Origin of the sequence: Sphingobacterium humi (genome assembly GCF_009768885.1) — a bacterium.
GTDB lineage: Bacteria > Bacteroidota > Bacteroidia > Sphingobacteriales > Sphingobacteriaceae > Sphingobacterium > Sphingobacterium humi.
Map to the genome: position 1 here is coordinate 94,941 of NZ_WSQA01000007.1, position 22,896 is coordinate 117,836.

Annotated in this window: 22 protein-coding genes; 21 read left to right on the top strand and 1 reads right to left on the bottom strand. The window is 45.5% G+C overall.

Annotated features, from left to right (window positions below; translation table 11 throughout):
• Window positions 1-95 precede the first annotated feature (95 nt).
• The gene (locus tag GQF63_RS10945) at window positions 96-1,337 is read right to left on the bottom strand and encodes an NAD(P)/FAD-dependent oxidoreductase (RefSeq protein ID WP_160369271.1); all 1,242 of its coding nucleotides are present in this window, start codon (window positions 1,335-1,337) and stop codon (window positions 96-98) included.
• Between the two features lie 102 nt (window positions 1,338-1,439).
• Between GQF63_RS10945 and flxA the strand changes: the two genes are divergently transcribed.
• The 21 genes from flxA (at window position 1,440) to flxY (ending at window position 22,501) form a co-directional block, all read left to right on the top strand.
• Window positions 1,440-2,957, top strand: coding sequence for a flexirubin biosynthesis tyrosine ammonia-lyase FlxA (gene flxA, locus GQF63_RS10950; RefSeq protein WP_160369272.1), 1,518 nt, complete (start codon window positions 1,440-1,442; stop codon window positions 2,955-2,957).
• 102 nt (window positions 2,958-3,059) lie between these two features.
• Window positions 3,060-3,803 (top strand): flexirubin biosynthesis SDR family reductase FlxB, encoded by a 744-nt coding sequence (gene flxB, locus GQF63_RS10955; RefSeq protein ID WP_160369273.1) that lies wholly within the window; start codon window positions 3,060-3,062, stop codon window positions 3,801-3,803.
• 3 nt (window positions 3,804-3,806) lie between these two features.
• Window positions 3,807-5,033, top strand: coding sequence for a beta-ketoacyl-[acyl-carrier-protein] synthase family protein (locus GQF63_RS10960; protein ID WP_160369274.1), 1,227 nt, complete (start codon window positions 3,807-3,809; stop codon window positions 5,031-5,033).
• A 5-nt stretch (window positions 5,034-5,038) separates the two neighbouring features.
• Window positions 5,039-5,299, top strand: a complete 261-nt coding sequence (locus GQF63_RS10965) for an acyl carrier protein (RefSeq protein WP_160369275.1) — start codon at window positions 5,039-5,041, stop codon at window positions 5,297-5,299.
• A 2-nt stretch (window positions 5,300-5,301) separates the two neighbouring features.
• Window positions 5,302-6,186: a lysophospholipid acyltransferase family protein gene (locus GQF63_RS10970; RefSeq protein ID WP_160369276.1), complete on the top strand. Its 885-nt coding sequence runs from the start codon at window positions 5,302-5,304 to the stop codon at window positions 6,184-6,186.
• A gap of 146 nt (window positions 6,187-6,332) precedes the next feature.
• Complete coding sequence (locus GQF63_RS10975; RefSeq protein ID WP_160369277.1) at window positions 6,333-6,773, top strand: hotdog family protein; 441 nt, start codon at window positions 6,333-6,335, stop codon at window positions 6,771-6,773.
• Between the two features lie 49 nt (window positions 6,774-6,822).
• Window positions 6,823-7,269, top strand: coding sequence for an acyl-CoA thioesterase (locus tag GQF63_RS10980; protein WP_160369278.1), 447 nt, complete (start codon window positions 6,823-6,825; stop codon window positions 7,267-7,269).
• Entirely contained in the window at window positions 7,266-8,381 is a 1,116-nt protein-coding gene (locus tag GQF63_RS10985) for a beta-ketoacyl synthase N-terminal-like domain-containing protein (RefSeq protein ID WP_160369279.1), read from the top strand. Before GQF63_RS10980 ends, GQF63_RS10985 begins: the two co-directional genes overlap by 4 nt.
• A gap of 6 nt (window positions 8,382-8,387) precedes the next feature.
• Window positions 8,388-8,966 carry a 3-oxoacyl-ACP synthase gene (locus GQF63_RS10990; RefSeq protein ID WP_160369280.1) on the top strand — a complete coding sequence of 193 codons (579 nt, stop codon included), beginning with the start codon at window positions 8,388-8,390 and terminating at the stop codon, window positions 8,964-8,966.
• Between the two features lie 20 nt (window positions 8,967-8,986).
• Window positions 8,987-9,244, top strand: a complete 258-nt coding sequence (locus GQF63_RS10995; protein WP_160369281.1) for a phosphopantetheine-binding protein — start codon at window positions 8,987-8,989, stop codon at window positions 9,242-9,244.
• Window position 9,245: 1 nt separating this feature from the next.
• Complete coding sequence (locus GQF63_RS11000) at window positions 9,246-10,439, top strand: beta-ketoacyl-[acyl-carrier-protein] synthase family protein (RefSeq protein WP_160369366.1); 1,194 nt, start codon at window positions 9,246-9,248, stop codon at window positions 10,437-10,439.
• On the top strand, window positions 10,439-11,488 hold the full coding sequence (locus GQF63_RS11005) for a beta-ketoacyl synthase chain length factor (protein WP_160369282.1): 1,050 nt from the start codon (window positions 10,439-10,441) through the stop codon (window positions 11,486-11,488). Before GQF63_RS11000 ends, GQF63_RS11005 begins: the two co-directional genes overlap by 1 nt.
• Window positions 11,482-12,255 (top strand): polysaccharide deacetylase family protein, encoded by a 774-nt coding sequence (locus GQF63_RS11010; RefSeq protein WP_160369283.1) that lies wholly within the window; start codon window positions 11,482-11,484, stop codon window positions 12,253-12,255. The genes GQF63_RS11005 and GQF63_RS11010 overlap by 7 nt, the downstream gene beginning before the upstream one ends.
• On the top strand, window positions 12,248-12,880 hold the full coding sequence (gene lolA2, locus GQF63_RS11015; protein ID WP_160369284.1) for a flexirubin biosynthesis/transport protein LolA2: 633 nt from the start codon (window positions 12,248-12,250) through the stop codon (window positions 12,878-12,880). Before GQF63_RS11010 ends, lolA2 begins: the two co-directional genes overlap by 8 nt.
• A 6-nt stretch (window positions 12,881-12,886) precedes the next feature.
• Window positions 12,887-13,273 carry an ApeI family dehydratase gene (locus GQF63_RS11020; RefSeq protein WP_212592546.1) on the top strand — a complete coding sequence of 129 codons (387 nt, stop codon included), beginning with the start codon at window positions 12,887-12,889 and terminating at the stop codon, window positions 13,271-13,273.
• Window positions 13,274-13,276: 3 nt separating this feature from the next.
• Window positions 13,277-14,038, top strand: a complete 762-nt coding sequence (locus GQF63_RS19665; RefSeq protein ID WP_212592547.1) for a glycosyltransferase family 2 protein — start codon at window positions 13,277-13,279, stop codon at window positions 14,036-14,038.
• A gap of 50 nt (window positions 14,039-14,088) precedes the next feature.
• Window positions 14,089-14,454, top strand: coding sequence for a DUF2062 domain-containing protein (locus tag GQF63_RS19670; protein ID WP_343031041.1), 366 nt, complete (start codon window positions 14,089-14,091; stop codon window positions 14,452-14,454).
• Entirely contained in the window at window positions 14,444-18,106 is a 3,663-nt protein-coding gene (locus tag GQF63_RS11030) for an MMPL family transporter (RefSeq protein ID WP_160369286.1), read from the top strand. Before GQF63_RS19670 ends, GQF63_RS11030 begins: the two co-directional genes overlap by 11 nt.
• A complete protein-coding gene (locus GQF63_RS11035; protein ID WP_160369287.1) occupies window positions 18,075-19,607 on the top strand; it encodes a phytoene desaturase family protein in 1,533 nt (510 codons plus the stop codon). Before GQF63_RS11030 ends, GQF63_RS11035 begins: the two co-directional genes overlap by 32 nt.
• On the top strand, window positions 19,600-21,231 hold the full coding sequence (locus GQF63_RS11040) for a C45 family autoproteolytic acyltransferase/hydrolase (RefSeq protein ID WP_160369288.1): 1,632 nt from the start codon (window positions 19,600-19,602) through the stop codon (window positions 21,229-21,231). The genes GQF63_RS11035 and GQF63_RS11040 overlap by 8 nt, the downstream gene beginning before the upstream one ends.
• Complete coding sequence (gene flxY, locus GQF63_RS11045; RefSeq protein WP_160369289.1) at window positions 21,215-22,501, top strand: flexirubin biosynthesis putative acyl-CoA ligase FlxY; 1,287 nt, start codon at window positions 21,215-21,217, stop codon at window positions 22,499-22,501. The genes GQF63_RS11040 and flxY overlap by 17 nt, the downstream gene beginning before the upstream one ends.
• Window positions 22,502-22,896: the final 395 nt, after the last annotated feature.

The following is a 22,896-nucleotide window of genomic DNA, read 5'->3' on the forward strand; positions in this document are numbered from 1 at the left end:
ATGAATAGTTGTAGCATGGAGGTAAAGTGTTGCTACCTTTTTCTATGGAAGGGCTAAAAAAGGCCTTGCATGATGCAAAGCCTTTTATACGATTTTTAGGAATGACTTGATTGCTTAATCAAATAAGCCATATTTTTCACAATATTATGGTGCTTGGCCACAAAAGGGTTCTCCTTATTCCAAACATAGCCTGCCAATACCGCACATATCCTTTCCTTCACTTCCGGATTTTCCGGCTGATGGTAGAATAATTCCTGCAAATTGCCGGTATACCATTCTTTCACATAGGTCGTAAACACCTCGATACCATACTGCATATAGGCTGAATATTCCTGATCCCAATCCACTTGCTCACCAGCTAATTGGCGGTGCGCTAGTTTGGCGGCCAATATACCCGATTCGGTGGCAAAGCATACGCCCGACGAAAAGACAGGGTCTAAAAACTCGGTGCTATTTCCCGTCAAGGCATAACCCGGGCCATGAAATTGGGAAACCGCAACGGAATAATTGGTCAATCGGATTGGATCGAATTCATAAGGTAAACCCTGGAACCGATTGACATAATGATCGGATAATTGGATGGCATTTTGAATCGCCTCTTTATTATCCATGGTTTCCGATAATTTATTGATATAGTCTGTAGGTCCTACAATACCAACACTGGTGTTGCCATTGGAAAAAGGAATAACCCATAGCCACACTTCCCTTTCGATAATATCGAAGGATATTTGTGTTCCTTCTATGCCGGCCGGCCTGCGCAGGTCGTTGATATGGGTAAAAATAGCAGAGTGGTAATCGAGCTTGGAAGGCATTTCCAGCTTCAACAAGCGTGGTAATACCCGACCATAGCCACTGCAATCAATCACAAACTTGGCAGATATCGTACTTTCCTTTCCTGATTTATCACGAATGGTACTGATGGAATCTGTTCCATGGAATTGGACATCCAACAGTTCAGTTTCAAAGGCAATATCCACCCCTTTACGTTGCAACTCATCGGTCATTGCTTTATCGAAATCAGCCCGTGGAATCTGCCAGGTCCAGTCCCAGCCTGCTCCAAATTTCTCACTGAAATCAAAAACACATTGTTGTTCGCCTCGGATAAAACGTGCGCCCGGTTTTTTCTCAAAGCCATAGCTGTCCAAGGCCTCCAAGAGTCCGGCTTCCTCAAAGTGATCCATCACCCTGGGAATCAAGCTCTCACCAACCACTACTCGTGGGAAGCGCTGCTTCTCGACAACTTTAATCTTCGCGCCTTGCTGTTGCAGATAACCGGCAGCTACACTACCACTAGGGCCTGCTCCAATGATTAGGATATCAACATTTTCGTTTTCCATAGCCTCAAATAAATAATTAAATTCTATTTTTGGGAAATAAAAATTTGTCCCAAAATTACAACCATTTGGAACAATTAAAAGATAAGAAACTAATTATTTTTAATGAAAACCATAAACAACTATTTATCGCTTAAAGATTTTAAGGATATAATTTTTGAAAATAAAAAAATCAAACTGAGCCCTGAGCTGGTTGAACGCGTGACGAACTGCTATGATTTTTTAACCGGGTTTTCTAAAAATAAAGTGATTTATGGCGTGAATACCGGCTTTGGCCCGATGGCTCAATACCGTATTCAGGAGCAGGATCAGTTGCAATTGCAGTATAACCTCATCCGTAGCCATGCCTCCGGAACCGGCCAGCCCCTAACCCAACAACAGGTGAAAGCTGCCATGCTGGCGCGGCTAAATAGCCTATCTCTCGGTAAATCGGGGATTCATATCTCTTTGATCGAATTGATGCAAGAATTGATCAATAAGGAGGTATATCCGCTCATTTTTGCCCATGGTGGTGTTGGAGCGAGTGGCGACTTGGTGCAATTGGCACACCTTGCCTTGGTGTTGATTGGAGAAGGTGAAGTGTATTATCAGGGCGAACGTAGACCGACAGCGGAGGTATTTGCAGCCTTAAACCTGCAGCCTATCGAGATGAAAATTAGAGAAGGCTTGGCCTTGATCAATGGCACCTCAGTAATGACGGGCATCGGCATTGTAAATAGCTATAACGCGCTGAAATTACTGGATTGGTCTATTCAGGCATCCTGTTTTATAAATGAGCTGGTGCAGGCCTATGACGATCATTTTTCGGAAGAGCTCAATCAAGCTAAACTTCATGAAGGGCAGCGCGAGGTTGCCAAAGCCATGCGTAGCTACCTAGCCGAAAGCCCCCGCATTAAAAGAAGACAAGAACACCTTTACAACGGTTCAAATACCGAAGATATATTTAAAGATAAGGTTCAGGAGTATTACTCCCTACGCTGTGTTCCGCAGATTTTAGGTCCTATTTACGACACGATTAAAAGCGTGGAGGGGGTGTTGGAGCGCGAATTGAACTCAGCCAACGACAACCCTATCGTCGATGTGGAAACCGAACATGTGTACCATGGCGGAAACTTCCATGGCGATTATATTGCCTTGGAAATGGACCGCTTGAAGCTGGCCATCGTTAAATTAAGTATGCTCGCCGAAAGACAACTCAATTACTTACTGAACTCGAAGATCAATGAAATCCTCCCTCCTTTTGTTAATCTCGGGAAGTTGGGTTTTAACTTCGGTATGCAAGGCGTGCAATTTACAGCGACTTCCACGACGGCAGAAAACCAAGCCTTAGCGACTTCCCTATACATCCATAGCATTCCGAACAATAATGATAACCAAGATATTGTGAGCATGGGTACCAATGCGGCAATTCTATGTTCCAAAGTAATTGAAAATAGCTTTGAAGTACTCGCCGTTGAATGGATTACTATTATTCAGGCGGTGGAGGCTCTAGGTATTGCCGAGCAGCTTTGTCCGGCTTCTAAAAACCTATACCAACAATTAAGAGCCATCGTGCCAGCCTTTAAAGAAGATGTGGTGATGTATCCTTATGTACAACAGGTCAAAGATTTTTTAATAAAATAAGGACTGAAAAAACTTGTAGGTTTATCGGTCAAAACCGGTAAATTAGTGATACAAGCAAAATATGAGAAACGATAAGCCAATGCTGAACTTTTAGCAAATAGCATGACAGAAACAAAAAAATACGCGATAGTAACGGGCGGATCAAGAGGGATAGGAAGTGCCATCTGTAAAAAGTTGGCCGTAGAAACAGACTATCAGCTTTTAATAAACTACCAATCAAATAAACAAGCCGCAGAAGATACCCTTCAGGAAGTCATTGCCTTAGGGGGATCAGGCGAAATCATTAAGTTCGACGTATCCAATGCGGAAGAAACACAGCAAGCCTTAGCAGCCTGGGAAGAGCAACATCCGGAGGCCATGATTGAAGTTATTGTGAATAACGCTGGGATTACCCGTGATGGCCTATTTATGTGGATGCCTCTGCAAGATTGGAATCAGGTGATTCAAACCAGCGTAGGTGGCTTCTTCCATGTGACCAACTTCTTCATCAAGAAAATGTTGCATAACCGATACGGCAGAATCATCAATATTGTTTCCGTTTCTGCGGTAAAAGGTACGCCGGGACAAACCAACTACTCCGCGGCCAAAGCAGCCCTCATTGGCGCTACTAAAGCCTTGGCTCAGGAAATAGGGAAACGCAACATCACCGTGAATGCCGTTGCACCCGGTTTTATTAAAACCGAAATGACGCAGGATCTCGATCAAAAGGAACTGAAGAAGCAAATCCCTTTGAATCGCTTCGGCGAAGCAGAAGAGGTGGCTGATTTAGTCGCGTTTTTAGCATCGAAAAAATCAAGCTATATTACAGGAGAAGTTATTAATATCAATGGTGGGATTTATTCATAAAGGATGAATAACAGAGTAGTGATTACAGGAATGGGGATTTACAGCTGCATCGGGAGCAGTCTGGATGAGGTGCGGAAATCCTTATTTGAAGGGAAGTCGGGCATTATTTTCGACGCTGAACGTAAAGCTTATGGCTTTCGATCGGCATTAACAGGTACCGTTCCTCCGCCGGAGTTGAAGGCTTTACTGCATCGCCGACAACGCGTCACCATGGGCGAAGAAACCGAATATGCTTACTTGGCTACGATGGAAGCCCTAAAAGAAGCAAATATCTCCTTAGAGGCTTTCAACGAGCGTGAGATCGGGATTATCTATGGTAATGACAGCGTATCGAAAGCCATCATTGATGCTACCGATATTGTCCGGGAGAAGAAGGACACCACCTTGATCGGATCAGGAGCTATCTTCAAGTCGATGAACTCCACAGTCACGATGAACCTATCTACCATCCTGAATATCCGGGGTATCAACATGACGATAAGTGCTGCATGTGCCAGCGGATCTCATGCAATTGGACTTGGCTACATGATGATCCAGAATGGTTTTCAAGACTTGGTTATCTGCGGTGGAGCACAAGAGATTAATCAATATGCTATGGCAAGCTTCGATGGCTTAGGCGTATTCTCTGCTAATGAAGCTGACCCGACGAAAGCCTCCCGCCCTTTCGATGCTAACCGCGACGGCTTAGTCCCAAGCGGAGGTGCCGCGACAGTGATTCTGGAAAGTCTGGAGAGTGCCTTAGCGCGCAATGCTCCCATTATTGCTGAAATTGTAGGCTATGGATTTTCATCCAATGGCGGTCATATCTCAACGCCGAATGTAGAAGGGCCGGCAACAGCCATGCGAAAGGCATTAGCACAAGCGAACCTACCGGCTTCTGCCATTCAATATATCAATGCACACGCCACTTCTACCCCCGTTGGAGACGCCAATGAGGCGCAGGCCATCGATGAGGTGTTTGGCGAAACACGCCCCTTTGTGAGCTCAACCAAGTCGATGACCGGCCATGAGTGCTGGATGGCAGGTGCCAGCGAAATCGTATATTCTACCTTAATGATGAACAATGGATTTATTGCGCCAAACCTTAATTTCGATACCCCTGACGAACATTCAGCAAAACTGAATATTGTCACCGAAACGAAAAACCAAGATTTTGATGTATATTTGTCCAATTCTTTTGGATTTGGTGGAACAAACTCTGCTATGATCGTCAAGAAGTTCAAATTGTAGAGGAAATGAATATTGAAATTGTAGACATCGTCAATAAAATTAACGTGATCCTGGTCGAAGAGTTTGAGGTGGATGAAGATGTCATTGAAGCTGGAAAAAACCTTAAAGACACCCTTGATCTGGATAGCTTAGACTATGTAGACTTAGTGGTGATCATCGAGTCGAACTTCGGAGTGAAGCTCGTAGAAAGTGATTTTGCAAATGTTATTACCTTTCAAGACTTCTATAACCTTATTGAACGTAAAATCCTGGCCAAACAACAGTAGCCATGAGCCAATGGGATGGGCAATCGAAAGGAACCCTCTTAGGTTACCAAATATTCGTCGGAATTATTAAAAAACTTGGGGTAAGAGCCGCATATGGCCTTTTGGTCTTTGTTGCCTTTTACTATGTCATCGCCTATCCGCGCATGGGTAAGGCCATGTTCTATTACTTCCGCCATCGGCAACAATTCCCTTATTTCAAAGCATTAATCGCCCTTTACCGCAGCTATTTCGTATTCGGACAGGTATTGATAGACAAGTTTGCCATCTTCGGCGGCTTGCGCAATCGCTTTACCTTTGATTTCGATGGCATCGATATCCTAAAGCAGCTGCTAGCCGAGAAAAAAGGAGGAATCCTGATCTCTGGGCATATCGGCAACTTTGAAATAGCAGAGAAATTCTTCGCTGATATTGATTTCAATCAGCAAATCCATATCGTGGCGGCCGATCAGGAAAGAAATGTCATTAAATCCTATTTCGCCAGCATATCCAAAGAGCCTTCCACAACTAACTTCATTTACATCAAAGAAGATATGTCGCATATCTTTGAAATCAACGCAGCCTTGGCTCGCAATGAACTTGTTTGCTTAACGGGAGATCGCTATTTTGACCAAGCAAAAACCCTATCTGCAGCGTTATTAGGTGAAGAGGCCTTGTTTCCTGCCGGCACCTTTATGTTGGCTTCCCGGCTGCAAGCGCCCATCGCCTTTGTCTACGTCATGAAAGAGCCAAACCTGCACTATCACCTGTATACACGCCGGGCACCCCAGATAAAACACCGAGATGCTGCTGCCCTACTGAATGCTTATACACAAAGTATGGATCAGATGCTGAAGAAGTACCCCTACCAATGGTTTAACTTCTTCGCCTTTTGGAAGATCAAAAATTAGCGAATTTCAATATCCATTCAAACCTTTTCCCACTATTTGCGTCCAATAGCCTAGTATATCCAGTATCCTGAAAGGCCTAAATGGCATTGGAAACCTGATATATTAATCAATTTGTTATTTTTGCAGTTTTAAGCAGCAGCATAATTATGAAGCACGGCATTCCATTACCTATCATCGATCAGGATATCATTCAACAGTGTATTCCACAACGGCCCCCTATGCTGATGTTGGATAGCCTGTTAGCCTATGCGTCCAGTTCGATTACCGTGGGATTGACCGTTACTAGCGATAATATTTTCACCCAAAACAGCGCCTTACAGGAGGCCGGTGTTCTGGAACATATGGCCCAAGCAGTGGCGCTACATACCGGCTATGGCTATTTCCTACGTCAGGAAGAAGCCCCAATAGGCTATATCGGAAGTATCTCCAACCTGGGAATCTTCGACTTACCGCAGGTGGGACAGCAGATTATCAGTACCGCAGATATCATCCAGGAGTTTGCGGGGGTAACCTTGGTGGCCATCCGTAGCGAGGTCGATGGCAAGCTGATTGCCGAAGGACAAATGAAAACCGTTATCGCAAAATAAGTAGGAATAATTACCTTTGCTTAAACATGCTAAGGCCCAACACATCCCGATGAGTAAAAGAAAAGAGCGATTTAGAACCGATAAAATCTTACAACATACCGAACATTTCAAGGTGAAGTTTAATGAAACCGATGCCCTAGGCATTGTGTGGCACGGCAATTACATCGCTTATTTCGAAGATGGTCGGGAAGCATTCGGCAGGCATTACGGCATTTCCTATAAGGATATCCAGAAACATGGCTGTGCAACACCCATCGTGAAAGTACAGAGCGAGCATAAAAAACCACTTCGCTATGCAGACGATGCTTATATCGTTAGCACCTATATCGACAGTGCTGCCGCCAAGATGATCTTCAACTTTGAAATCTACAATGCTCAGCACGAGTTGGTGTGCAGCGGAGAAACCGTACAAGTATTTACCGACTTCGACGGTAATCTGATCTTAACCATGCCTCCTTTCCTGGAAGCTTGGAAGAAAAAAGTAGGATTATTATGAGGTCAGCCTACATACAAGAATCTGTAATCATCAGTCCTTTAGGATTTGATACAGCGCAGAACTTCAAGCAGCTACAAGCAGGAAACAGCGCATTGCGCAAAACAACCTTATCTGCAAGCCTAGGAGAAACAGTAGTTGCTCAGCTTGATGAGGAGGCACTGAATAACCATTTCCAAGCATTAGGCGTTGAAAGCTTCGGATCACGTATGGAGAAGATGAGCCTGGCAGCCTTAATGCCAATCATCCAACAGCGCCCGATTACAGCGAACTCCCTATTGATTTTATCGACCACAAAGGGAAATATCCAAGCCCTTGCCGATCAGGATATCCAAGGCAGTTTTATCCCGGCTATGGCCAAGCGGATTGCCGATTACTTTGCTTTCCAGCAGGAACCCCTAGTGATCAGCAATGCCTGTGTTTCCGGATTAATGGCACTTTCTGTGGCCAAGCGCTTTATCCAAATGGAACAGGTGTCCGATGTCTATATAATAGCTGTAGATGAATTAACCCCCTTTGTACTTTCGGGCTTTCAATCCTTTCAGGCTTTAAGTCCTGAAAATTGCCGTCCCTATGATCAGGATCGCCAAGGCGTAAACCTCGGAGAAGCAGCCGTTGCCTGTTATGTATCATCGGTAAAGGAGGCCGATAGCATCCGTATTGCCGGTGATGCGAACATCAACGACGCCAATCATATATCGGGACCATCCCGTACGGGCGAAGGGCTCTATTTAAGCATTCAAAAGGCCCTGCAGGAAGCTAATCTAAAGGCTGAGGACATTGATTATGTGCTAGCCCACGGAACAGCCACCCGCTATAACGACGATATGGAAGCTATTGCTTTCCATCGCGCAGGGTTAGCAAACTGCCCGACAACAAGCTTAAAAGGCTATTACGGACATACCTTAGGTGCCGCAGGATTGCTGGAAGCGGTCATCACGGCGGAATGCCTTCGCCGGCAGTTTGTGCTGGCCAGTCTAGGCTATGCCCATCCCGGAACAACAGAACCTATGCATATACAGCAAGAAACCCTTGCGAAGGAAATCAAGACCGCCTTAAAAACAGCCTCAGGATTTGCTGGCACCAATACAGCTTTAATACTCACGACAGATTAAGGACCTATGTATTACATCAGCCAATATATTCAGCTTCAAGCCGGTACGGTCCTATTTAACGGGAATCCCTTTTTCCAGAGTGAGCATTCCGAATTTAAAGGATTCGCCAAGGAGCTCTATCAAAAGCTGGAGCTGCAATATCCGAAGTTTTACAAAATGGATAATTTATGTAAATTAGCCTTTTTAGCATCGGAAATCATCCTACAGGGGAATCAGGAAAGCGATGTTGCCTTGTTGTTTAGCAATCAGGAAGCGAGCTTAGGCAGCGATTTACAACATCAAGCTCATATTCAAGATCCGGAACAATACTATCCCAGCCCGGCGGTATTTGTTTACACCCTGCCTAATATTAGTATAGGCGAGGTCAGTATCCGCCATCAGTTTAAATCGGAAAGCATGTTCCTGCTGGCAGATGCGTATCCTAGCACCTATTTACTGCCCTATACGCAGTATTTATTGGCAAGCGGGAAAGCTAAAAAGGTACTGTGTGGCTGGTTCCGAATGCAAGATGATAACTATGAAGCATGTTGCTATCTGGTCGAAAAAGAAGGCCCTATAGCTCATGAAACCCAAACAATTGAATAGATAATTAATAGAAGATAAAGATGGCGGAACTAAAGGAACTGTTAAAAGAACAAATTATTGACGTTTTAAACCTCGAAGATATTACGGTAGCCGATATTCAAGATAACGACCCTTTGTTTGGCGAGGGATTAGGCTTAGACTCTATTGATGCTTTGGAACTTATTGTATTGTTAGATAAGGAATACGGCATTAAACTCGCAGACCCCAAACAAGGCAAGGAAATCTTCAGTTCCATTCAAACCTTAGCTCAATTTGTTGAGCAAAATCGTACGAAGTAAGATGCCTCGCGGAGTTGCCATAACGGGAATGGGCATTGTTTCCTCCATCGGCTTGTCTATGGAGGAGAATTTTCAATCCCTTATCGAAAGGAAAACCGGCATCTCCCGATTAACCAATTTCAGCAGCAAACATGCGGATCATATTAAAGTCGGTGAAATTAAACATACCGACCAGGAGCTTGCCCAATTACTAGGCTTAGGCTCTGCGCATAGCTTTACCCGCACTAGCCTACTTGGCGCATTAGCTGCCAAGCAAGCCCTAAACGATGCTGGAATTACCGACATCAACGCCGAACGAACAGGATTGCTATCCGCGACCTCGGTAGCCGGGATGGATTATACCGAAAAGTATTTTCAGCATTTTGCAACAGATCCTGAACTGCGCAAGTATATCAACAGCCATCCTGCCGGCGATAGCAGCAATAAAATAGCCAGCTATTTAGGCCTTAAAGGCTTGGTGAGCACAATTTCTACGGCCTGTTCATCAGCTGCCAATGCCATCATGCTCGGTGCAAGGTTAATCGAACAGGGCAAGCTAGACCGTGTCCTTGTTGGAGGAAGCGATGCCCTAAGCAAGTTTACCATCAACGGTTTTCATAGCCTGATGATCCTCTCGGATAGCGATTGTCAGCCTTTCGATCAACATCGCAAAGGACTTAACCTCGGCGAGGCAGCCGCTTACCTGTTGTTAGAATCCGATGCCCTACTCGCGAAACATCCTAAGAAAGTACATGCTTACCTTAGTGGCTATGGCAATGCCAATGACGCCTACCATCAAACGGCATCCTCCGAAACGGGCGAAGGCGCTTTCCTGGCTATGCAAAAAGCCCTTGAAAAAGCCGATTTAGCCCCTATTGCCATTGATTACATCAATGCGCATGGCACAGCAACAGGCAATAACGACCTTTCCGAAGGCCATGCCCTGTTGCGCTGTTTCCAACAAGTACCAGCCTTCAGCTCCACGAAGTCCTATACCGGGCATACCCTGGCCGCTGCAGGGGCCATTGAAGCCGTCTACAGCATATTGGCCCTCCAGTCGAGCTGCCTATTTCCGACCCTCAACTTTCAACATAAAATGGAAGAATTCGACCTGCAACCGCAAACTGAATTACAATCCAAAACCATTAATCACGTGCTTTCCAACTCCTTTGGCTTTGGTGGCAATTGCTCATCCCTTTTATTCTCGAAAGCCTGATGAAAAACTGCTATATCAACGGAATAGGAACCATAGGAATACAGCATCCTGATTATAAGTTGCTGGAACAGGAACCGCAGGCCCTCTTCGCCCGCAATCAAGCGCAGCATCCGGTCTATAAGGAGCTGATTCCCGCAGCCAGCCTACGCCGCATGGCCACAGGCGTAAAGATGGGCTGCTATGCCGCCCAATTGGCCCTGCAGGAAGCACAACAGCCCGCATTAGATGCCATTATCTGTGGCACAGGACAAGGATGTCTCCAAGATTCCGAGAAATTCTTAACGGCAATGATTGCCCAGGATGAAGAATACCTGACACCAACCTCCTTTATCCAGTCGACCCACAATACAGTAGCAGCGCAGATCGCTTTGCAGCTGCAATGCCATGCCTATAATTTCACCTACGTGCAAGGTGGCAGTTCGTTTGAATCGGCCCTTTTTGATGGGCTGAACCAACTCAACTATAGCAATGCACAACATATCCTAGTCGGTGGGGTCGATGAACATGCCCCGCAATTTGATGACTTGTATACCTTAGCCGGCAATTACAAAGCCGAAGACGAGGCTGTCGATTTTAAAAACCCTACACAAGGCGGCGTAGCACAGGGCGAAGGCGCTAATTTCTTCCTCCTATCCCAAGAACAACAGGCAAATAGCTATGCCCAATTGTTGGATGTATGGCTTTTTAATCAGCCTCAGCGCAGTATTGCAACAGAAATAATGCAATTCTTAAGCCTGAACAACTTACAAAGCAAAGATATCGATGTGCTGATGCTGGGCTACAATGCCGATGCTAGCCAGCAAGCCTATTTCGATGCCATGGCAGCCTGTTTCCCAGAAACTGCCATTGCCTATTACCAGCACATCAGCGGATCATACGATACGGCCTCTGCTTATGGGCTGGCCGCCGCTGCACAAGTACTTAAAGCGCAGCAATTCCCGGCGCATCTTTCCTACAATAGCATTAAACCAAACAGGCTAAAAACTATCCTACTTATAAATCAGTCTCGAGGAACTGATTATAGTTTTGTACTGTTAACCGCATGTTAAAACACCGCTACATAAAATACCTGATGCTGGCCATCCTAGTTGGAATTGGCCTAGGGGCTTTTATGGGGGCCTGGTCAGCCTGGTTCCTCTTCCTGGTTGCCGGCTTATGGTTGGCCATTACCGCATGGGGAAGTTTAGACGTACGGTCGAATTATTTTACGAAGGTATATTACAAAGGAGAAGCATTCCATCCGCAAGAATACGCCTTAACCTTCGACGATGGTCCAACCCTCCATACCGAAGCGGTATTGAATTTATTACAGGCCTACCAGATGAAGGCGACCTTCTTTTGTATTGGTAAACAATTGGAGAAATACCCCGAACTGGCGAAGCGCATCCTGCAGGAAGGCCATCAATTGGGCAACCATACCTATACCCATTCCAAGAATATCGGCACCTTTTCAACGAAAGAAGTACAAGAGGAAATCGCCTGTACCGACCTGATTATTAAAAAACTAAACAACGAAAACAACCCTATATTCCGACCACCCTTTGGCGTAACGAACCCACAGATTGCCAAGGCCTGCGAAGCCTTGAACAAGGCGGTGATCGGCTGGAGTATCCGCTCCTTAGACACCGTCATACAAGACGAACAGCGTATTTTAACACGCATTATCCCCCGCTTAGCCGGCGGTGAAATCGTCCTCTTGCACGATACTACGGAGCGTACGGTACGGGTATTGGAACAGTTGTTGATTTATAGTAAAGAACAAAACCTAAGGTCGGTTCGCATAGACCACCTGTTAAAAATAAATGCACATGGATAAGTTGAAAGGATTATTATTTACGGTTTTACTTATTTGGGGGTCTACCCTACAGGCACAAACCAAGATGTCTGCTACGGAAGCCAGCAGCTTTAAGCAAAAAGTCGAAAAGCAAGCCCAAAGCACGAATAGTATTACGGCCGATTTCGATGCCAGCAAGCAGGTTTCGGTCTTAAAACAGCCTTCCACAAATTCCGGAAAATTCCGTCTGAAAGGCAATAAGCTCCTTTGGAAATACGATGCACCCCAGGAAAATGCCATGCTCTTCGATCAGGATAAGCTTTATATGCGCGATGAAAAAGGAAAAAAGTCGACCATCGATTTAAACAAAAACCGTCGATTCCGGCAATTGCAAAGCTTAATGACCGAGACCAACAAGGGCAATGTATTCGATGAGGCAAACTTCATCATCCAATTCTTTAAAACAAATGCCGATAAAATTGCCATCTTAACGCCCAAGAACAAAGATATGGCCCGCTTTATCAAAGAAGTGGTGTTGACTTTTAAAGCCAATGAATACAGCGTATCGGAGATTAAGATTGTAGAGAAGACGGATGATTTCACTGTATTTAAGCTTAAAAACAAGAAATTCAACAGTAACATCCCCGATAGTGAGTTTAAATTGTAATTTTGTGTGCAAGCAGTTCATCAAGCCATGTTAATTCCAGATTTTTACAGCATCCTACATGCCGATATCAGTGCCGATAAGGTAGAAGCCCATATTCGTTTACAGGCCGAGCACCCTATTTTTAAGGGGCATTTCCCCGGAAACCCTGTCACTCCCGGTGTATGTATGCTTCAAATCGTGAAAGAATTAACCGAACAGGCCACCCAACAGCACTTGCGCCTTCGCCATTGCAAAAACATTAAATTTACCGCCCTGATCAACCCTTTTACCGATCCAGAGCTTCATATCAGCCTGCAAATCAAGCCAGAAACAGCAGGCGGCTTTAAGGTAACAGGAGCAGCAAGCTTCGCCGCAACCCAAGCACTCAAAGTTCAAGCCCTTCTTAGCGCTTAAAACATGGAAAACAACCCTCAAGAGCCAGCGAAGGTCTGCGTAATCATCCCCACCTACAACAATGCGAAAACTTTAAAACGCGTTATTGATGGTGTATTGAACTACCTGCCGCATGTTTTTGTAGTAAATGATGGTAGTACCGATCAAACAGAAGCGATATTAGGCGAATACCACAACGTTCAGATCATTCGGCAACCCAGCAACCTCGGCAAAGGAAAAGCCCTGCAGAAGGGATTTAAACACGCCCTAGCCGCAGGTTTTGACTATGCCATTACCATTGACTCCGACGGACAGCATTATCCCGACGATATTCCGGTTTTCCTAGAAGAGCTCGCCAAGCATCAGGAACCAGTCCTGCTGATTGGCAACCGCGATATGAGCCAAGCGGGAATTCCCGGCAAGAGCAGCTTCGGCAACCGCTTTTCGAACTTCTGGTTCTGGTTTGAAACCGGCATCCGCTTGCAGGATACCCAATCCGGATACCGCCTATACCCCCTGCGTCATCTACCCAAAAAACTATATACCAACAAGTTTGAGTTTGAAATTGAAGTTATTGTTCGAACTGCCTGGAAGGATGTCTTAGTCAAAAATGTACCCGTCAAAGTGCTTTACGACCCTGCAGAACGTGTTTCCCACTTTCGGCCCTTTCGCGATTTCACCCGCATTTCCATCCTGAATACGGTACTGGTCTGCATCACCTTACTCTACATCATTCCACGTAATTTCTTCCGAAAGCTAAAAAAAAAAGCTTTAGCCAATTCTTAAAAGAAGATATTCTGCATACGCAGGATTCTCCAGAAATTAAGGCCCTATCGATTGCTTTAGGGGTATTTATAGGCATTATACCGGCTTGGGGTTTTCAAACCTTCTTATGCCTGGCCTTGGCTGCTGCCCTGAAATGGAACAAGGCCCTGGCCTTTCTAGGCTCCAACATCAGTATTCCACCCTTTATTCCCTTGATCGTTTGGCTATCGCTGCTCCTCGGCGGCTATGCCATCCCATCGGCACGGGATATTCCCTTTGATTTCGAACACATCGACATGGACTTAATCAAAATTCACCTCCTCCAATATGTGGTTGGCAGTTTTCTTTTAGCTATTTTTGCTTCGCTGACCATTGGGGGCATTACCTACCTGGTCTTGAAACGAGCAAAACGGAAACCCGATACGCATGTCGAATAGCTTTTATTTCCTATACAAACTGATACAGAAGCACCCGAGGCTGGCTTTGCTCTTCGCCATATTATTCCTGCTGGGCAGTATGGCGGTCATCAAGCAAATCCAGTTTAACGAGGATATCAATAAGGTTATTCCCCTCGATGAAGACAAGGCGAAAGCCAGCAACATCATCAGTCAACTGGCCTTTACCGATAAAATAGCGGTTATATTCAGTAAAAAGGACAGCAGCAGTACGGAACAGCTCAGCGATGCGGCACAAGCCTTTCTCGATAGTTTACCGGCTTATCAAGACTATTACCTCTCCGTACAGGGAAACTTGGATGAGGAACTCTTTAATAGCTCCTTCCAATTTATCAATAGGCATTTACCGATCTATTTAGAGGAGGCCGATTACCAAGCCATCGAACAGAAGATTCAGGCCGATAGCATCCGCACGCAAGTCGAAAGCAATTACCAAACCCTAACGGGAATGTCTGCCGGCTTCATGAAAGATATCATCATCCAAGACCCGCTACAGCTGTCCTTCTTGGCTTTAAAGAAATTACAACAATTCCAAGGAAACAGCGATTACAGCTTTGAAGACGGCTTTTTATTTTCGAAAGACAAAAGCAAGCTTTTTCTTTTCATAAACCCCAAATACTCAGGAACAGAAACCAAACACAATGAAGTCTTTGTTGACAGCCTACGAAGCCTGCAACAGCAATTAGCAGTTGAGTTCCCGCAGATAGAAACCCGTTATTTTGGCTCCCCTTTTATTGCCGTGGCCAATGCCAAGCAAATTAAGCAGGACATCCTCTACACCATCGTTATCTCGGTCAGCTTACTGATGTTGCTGCTTATTTTCTACTACCGCAGTTGCTGGGTACCGCTCATAGTAATGCTCCCCTCCGTCTTCGGTGGGCTATTCGGTTTAATCTGCTTATACTTTATCAAATCGGAGATTTCAGCCATTAGCCTGTCCATCTCTGCCATTCTGATAGGCATTACCATCGACTACGCATTGCATTACCTCACACATTCCAAGGGCAGCCAAAACCAAAAGCAGCTGTTCAAGGATGTCTCCAGGCCCTTACTCATGAGCAGCAGCACCACGGCCATCGCCTTTCTCTGCCTTTTATTCGTGCGTTCTGAGGCTTTGGTAGACTTGGGTATATTTGCCAGCATAGCGGTGGTAGCAACGGCTCTATTTACCTTAATCATCCTCCCGCATATCTACAAGGGCGGAAACATAAAACAGGCGCATATCATCGATCGCATTGCGCGTTATCCTTTCGAGAAAAACAAAGGTCTAATTGGGCTATCCTTGCTATTGCTCATCATTAGCCTCTTTACCTACCATCGCGTTCGTTTTGATGGCGACCTGAGCAAGATCAACTACATCCCGCAGGATCAGCAAGAAGCCGAAAAGATCCTCAATCAAGGGCAGGAAAATCAGAAATCCCTTTTCCTGGTTACCTATGCCAACAGCCAAGAGGAGGCCTTAAAGCAAAATGAGGTTCTATTGCAAAAGCTAAAAAGCGCAAAGCTAGACCTGCAATACCAATCCATCAATCAGTTGGTGCCTAGCCCCGAAAAACAAGCAGCCGCATTAGCCCGTTGGCAGCAATTCTGGACAGCCGAAAAAGTAAAAAACACCATAGATAACCTAGAAAAAGAAAGCAGCTCCAAGGGTTTTATGGACCAGACCCACCTACCCTTCTATCAATCTTTAACGAGCAAACATTCAAGGGTAAACCTAGATTCAATTAAAGTCTTTAACGAACAATTCTACCGGGAGTTTGTGCATGGAAAAAGTCAGCAAAGCATCCTTTCTACCTTAGTCAACTTAGCGCCAAAAGACCGGGATCAATTTGCTAAAACATTCGAAGCCTTTATGGCCGATAAGCCTATGCTTTTGGTAGACCGCCAAGCCTTAAACGAGCAATACCTCAGCTTTCTGATCAATGATTTCAACAGCTTAGTCAGCTATTCCTTTGTGGCGGTGCTGTTCATCCTGTTTGTCTTCTATAAGCGTATCGAACTGGTTATTGTGGCTGCCATCCCGATTGCCCTCACCGGATTTATCACCGCAGGCCTAATGGGCCTATTGCAGGTGCCGTTCAATATATTCAGCAGCATCGTCTGTACTTTGGTGTTTGGCCATGGTATAGACTTTAGTATTTTCATGACCTCTGCGCTGCAAAAGGAATACAGCTATGGAAAGAACGAAATGCCGATCTACCGCACCTCGATTATCTTGGCGGTACTCACCACCATCTTGGCCATCGGGGCCTTGATATTTGCGCAGCATCCGGCCTTACGCTCCATTTCTTCCATTGCCCTCATCGGTGTATCCGTCGCCGTTTTAGTTACATTTGTACTTTATCCCATCCTATACAAATTCCTGTTTTTCAACAGAATTAAAAAAGGATTGTCGCCGATTACCCTCGGGCTATTGCTCCAAGCCATTTTCTTGTTCGGATACTTTGCCCTTGCCAGCATTTTCGTATCGGTTTTTATCCGAAGCATCACCCATATCCTCCCGATCTCCAAAACACGCAAGCAATTGTTCTTTGCCAAGCTGCTGTCTGCCTACATGCGATCGGTGCTTTATTTGAAACTCCAAGTCCAGAAACGAGTCTTCCATGCCGATAACTTCCATAAAGCCCCGCAAACTGTATTTATTGCCAATCACAGCTCCTTCTTAGACAGCCTGAGTATTGCCATGGTGTATTACAAGCTTGTCTTTTTGGTGAACGACTGGGTCTATAATTCACCTATATTTGGCCGTGCTGTTCGCTTTTTAGACTTCTTCCCTACCTCTGCCGGCTTGGAAGCCCATATCCCGAATTTACAGCAACGCATTGGCCAGGAGTTCTCCTTAGCGGTGTTCCCGGAAGGAACCCGATCGACAACCTCCGAGATCCATCGCTTTCATAAAGGCGCCTTTTTATTGGCTCAAGAGTTAAATCTACCGATAACTCCGGTCTACCTGCATGGCAATGCCGACAGCTTACCGAAGGGAGATTTCATCATTTATGATGGCATCTGCCATATCCATGTGGGCGAACCAATCGATCCACAGGACACGCGCTTCGGCACAAACACCCATCAAAAAGCTAAAAACATGGTCGCCTTTTTCCGAGAAAACTTCAAACAGATTCGCTTGAAAAATGAAGATGCCAGTTATTTTAAAAAGAAACTTTTCCTGAATTACCGCTACCACGAAGGCGATATTTTACATCAAGTAAAAGTTGATTTCAAAAAACATAAAGATACATATTATCAATTATTTAAACGAATAAGCGATAAAGCAAAGATTGCCCATATCAGTGGGGATTATGGACAGGTGGATTTTCTCTTAGTCCATCAATTTCCTACCCGAAAAATAAGCAGCTACCTGCCTGAAGAAGCGCATGCCGACATCGCCCGATCTAGCTACATCACGCAGAAGTTCCAGCTCAGCTATGTGCAAGATCCAGCGGAATTATGGCCGAAAAAAGATACCCTCATCCTTTCTCACTTGGCCGATTTCAACGCTGCAATACCTGCACATATCCAGGAAATCGTTGTGCTCTGCTGTAGCTTCCGGAAAGAATTCGTAGATTTCCACTTGAAGCATGAGGAAGAAAACCTGCTAATTTATGCACGGAATGAAAGAAACGCGGCAATTTGATGTAGTGGTCATGGGGAGTGGCTTAGGCGGTTTGACTACGGCCTTGCTGCTTGCCAAAGCTGGCAAGAAAGTGGCTGTGCTGGAGAAAAACAACCAATTTGGCGGCAATCTGCAAACTTTCGTTCGCGACCGAGAGATCTTTGACTCCGGTGTACATTATATCGGTGGCTTAGCGGCAGGACAAAACTTGAACCGTTATTGGTCGCACCTAGGCATCTTGGACAGCCTTGAATTTGAACAAATGAATCCCGACCAATTCGATGTCATTCGCTTTAAAGACGACCCCATTGCCTACCCACAAGCCCAGGGCTATAGCAATTTTATCGAACAACTCAGCCAGCGCTTTCCCGCAGAAAAACAAGCCATCGGCAGGTATATTGACAGCATAAAGTACTATTGCGCTGCTTTTCCACTATACAATCTGGAGAAAAACTTCGATTATCCCGCAGCCCTGATGGGCCATACTTGTTTGGAGGTTATCCAGTCCCTTACCCAGAATAGCAAATTGCAGGCCGTGCTCTTGGGCAATGGATTTTTATATGGCCTACATGCCGATAGCCCCTTCTATGTGCATGCCCTTACCATCAATTCCTATATCCAAAGTGCCTGGCGCTGCCTAAAGGGGGGCAGCCAAATTACCAAAGCCCTAACCAAGCAATTACGCTTGCATGGCGCAAAACTGTATAGCCATCAGGAAGTCGAGCAGCTACATTTCGATGGCGAGATACTCCTGAGCTGCGAAACAGCAGCCTATAAATACCAAGCCGAGCATTTCATATCGAATATAAGCGTTTTAAGGCTCTTTGAGCTTTTCGATGGACACCAGCGCCGCAAGCCCTACGTTAAGCGCATAGAAGGCTTAAAAGAGGGGCCCTCCGTCTTTTCTACACATCTAGTATTAAAGCCAGAGAGCATCCCTTATTTCAAACATAATATTTTCTACTTTGAACAAGCGGAAGATTGCTTTGGCTATCAGCACAACTGGACCGGCCATCGGCCCAAGTCCATGATGATTTCCTGCAGCCCAACCCTGCCCAATCAAGACTATGCCAACAATATTTCCATGTTGAGCTATATGGACTGCAAGCAGTTTGCCCCTTGGGCAGAAAGCTTTAACACCGTAAAAAATCCAGGAGAACGCGGCCAAGGCTACAGCGAGTTGAAACAGGCTATTGCCACCGAAATGATCGATATCCTTGAAACATATATCCCTAACTGTAAGAAACATATAAAATCCATCTACACTTCATCTCCACTAACCTATCGGGATTATATCGGTAGCAAATCAGGCGCCATGTATGGCATTGAGAAGTCCGCCAGCAATGCATTAGGCAGTATGATTTCGCCAAAAACTAAAATCAAAAACCTGTTTTTAAGTGGACAGGATGTGCGGCTCCATGGCCTATTGGGAGTTACCATTACTGGTTTTTTATGTGCCGCAGAAATCATTGGTCGGGATGAACTGTTTGACCCCTTGATACAGGAGGGTGTCCATGCCTAAATACTTGGTCTTCCTAGGTATACTTCTGCTGTTTTCCGGCTGTCGCAGCGTGCGGCACCTGAAGCAGGAAACCACCGCATTTAAAAAAGCCTTCGACAGCAGCAAGGTACATTTGACGGCGCAAGATCGCCTCAGCCAGTCGCCCCACGGCAATTGGCAGTTGCAAGTGCAGGGAAATCCCTTCGAACTCGGCTATAAACGCGGGGTATTAACCAAAGACCTGTATCAATTTCAAGAAAAGGCCTTCTTTCAACAGGTGGAAACCTTTATTCCCAAACCTGGGCGCCAACGCTTTCTGATCAAGTTCCTGAAATGGTACTTGCGCGATATCTTAGAAGACATTCCCCTGCCCTACAGGCAGGAAATATTTGGACTCTCCCGGGTCGCGAATCAGGATTTCGATTGGGTAGGCAGTAAATACGAACGGGCCTTATTGCTTCATGGCGCCCACGACATCGGCCATGCCCTGCAAGACCTCATGCTGGTTGGTTGCTCCTCGGTTGCCCTTTGGGATCAATATACCGAAGACGGGCAGCTACTCATAGGGCGCAACTTCGATTTCTATATCAATGCCGACTTTGCCAAACACAAACTAGTGGAATTTGTAAAGCCTGCGGAGGGCTACCAATATGCCGCCGTTTCCTGGCCTGGCATGATTGGCGTCGTATCGGGCATGAATGAAAAAGGACTCAGCATTAGCATCAATGCCAGTAAATCGAACATCCCGCTCAAAGGAAAGACGCCCATATCCCTTGTTTCCAGAAGCATCTTGCAGCATGCCCAAAATATTGAAGAGGCCATTGCCTTAGCAAAAACCTTTGATGTATTTATTGCGGAATCTCTTTTGATTGGTTCGGCACAGGATAATCGAGCCGTGAGTATAGAAATCAGCCCGAAGAATTTTGATGTGTATGAAGTGGGAAATGGCATCTTGTTTTGTACCAACCACTTCCAGTCCACCAACTACAGTAAAGATAAACGAAACAACGCCCATCGATTAGAGACGCATAGCCAATACCGCTTGGAAAAATTGCACGAACTTTTCCCAAAGGCCAAGCCTTACAACCAAATAGAAGTGGCGCAGCATTTACGAGATATCAGCGGATTGCAGGGCAAAGATATAGGCCTAGGTAACGAGAAATCGCTGAACCAGCTTATGGCTCACCATGCAGTTATCTTTAAACCCGGCAGCTTACACATGTGGGTATCAAACAGCCCCTACCAATTGGGTGCATTCGATGCGTATGACCTCAAGGCCATCTTTGAACAACAGCAAGCCGCCGAACCCGATGCTAAGCTGACCATACCTGCCGATAGCCTCATCCACAGCCCGCTTTTCCAAAACTACCGGCATTTTAAGCAGCTCAAGCCCCAGATTGAAAGGGCGATCCAAACTAAAAAAGAACTGCCCAATGACCTATGCCATAACTTTGAACAGCTGAACCCCAACCTATGGTTGACCCATTCGCTGCTTGGCGACTATTATTATTCGCAGAAAGATTGGGAAAAGGCGCTTCATTATTACGAAATTGCAGGCAGCAAGGAAATAAGCTCGGATAAGAACCGCAAAAACCTCGATAAAAAACGCCTTAAAGCGAAGAAAAAGTATGATTCCAGCCATTGAAAAAGCCAGTAGAGCAGACATAGAACACTTTCAAAACGAATTGCTACAAAAGCAAATCGCCTACCTGATGGCGCATTCGCCCTTTTACCAGCGGAAGTTGAAAGCGGAAAATATTCAATTTGATACCATCCAGTGTATTACGGATCTGCAAAAGATATCAACGACCTCAAAAACGGACCTGCAACAGTTTAATGATGACTTCCTCTGTGTTCCAAAACAGGAAATACGGGATTATTCAACCACTTCCGGTACCCTAGGTGACCCGGTGACCTTCGGCTTAACCGATAAGGATTTGGATCGCCTAGCCTATAATGAAATGCTGTCTTTCGCCTGTGCTGGCGTACAAAAAGGAGATTTAGTGCAACTAATGACTACCATAGACCGACGCTTTATGGCAGGCATGGCCTATTTTCTAGGCTTGCGAAAGCTGGGGGCCGGCATTATACGTGTAGGTGCAGGGGTGCCGCCCTTGCAATGGGACTCCATTCTGCGCTACAAACCCCAATTTCTGATTGCCGTACCTTCCTTCATCTTGAAAATGATTGAATACGCGGAGGAAAATGGCATAAACTACCGCGAATCGGGTATTAAAGGCATTATTTGCATTGGCGAAGCTTTACGCACTGCCGACCTGCAGCCCACGCTGCTGGCCCGCCGCATTCAAGAAAAATGGCCTCTTGCCCTTTATTCTACCTATGCCTCCACAGAAATGAGTGCCGCCTTTACTGAATGTGAAGCTTTCCAAGGCGGACACCAACATCCGGAGCTGATTATCACGGAAATTCTCGATCAAAACGAACAGCCGGTCGCCGATGGCGAACTGGGCGAATTGGTAATTACCACGCTAGGCATTGAGGCCATGCCCCTACTGCGCTTTAAAACCGGCGATTTAGTACGCAAGCATGCTGAAGCCTGCAGCTGTGGCCGCAGCACCTACCGCCTGGGCCCTGTAGAAGGCCGAAAGCAACAGATGATAAAGTACAAGGGCACCACCCTGTACCCGCCGGCCATGCACGATGCCGTAGCCCACTTTAAAGAAGTGAAGCTGCACCTGATCGAAATTTCATCCAACGATATTGGCACCGATGAAATCCTAATTCGCCTCTATGCCACGGACGAATCGGAAGAATTCGCCGCCAAACTGAAAGACTATTTCCGCGCCCGCCTTCGTGTCAGTCCGCAGATCAGTTTTGAGCCAGAAAGCAGCTTGCAGCAGGTAATTTTTAATCCATTATCACGAAAGCCAATCACTTTTATCGACAATCGATAAGGTATTGTTAAAATATGTTAATTCCAGTTATTCATGAAACGAAAGGCACTCGCTTTGCGTTAGAGTTAGAAAGAAAAGAAATTTCATAATTTAGGTTAATAATTGGTTTGGTAAAAATCCTGAAGCTCCCAACTTCAGGATTTTTTTTGCGCTTTTTTTTGCGCGATTTTTTCGTGTCGATTTCTAACCGTGCTGTCATCGTGAGCGGAGTCGAACGACTGGTACGTCAATGCAATCAAATTGATTTACAGTAATTTAAATAACTTTATTATTGGTAGTTATCAATGACATGTTTACCAAAGCTTATCTATATATAACACTATTAATAAAGCTGTTAGGTAAGAAAGATTGCATTGACGTACCAATCGTTCGTGGTTCGTGGTTCGACTCCGCTC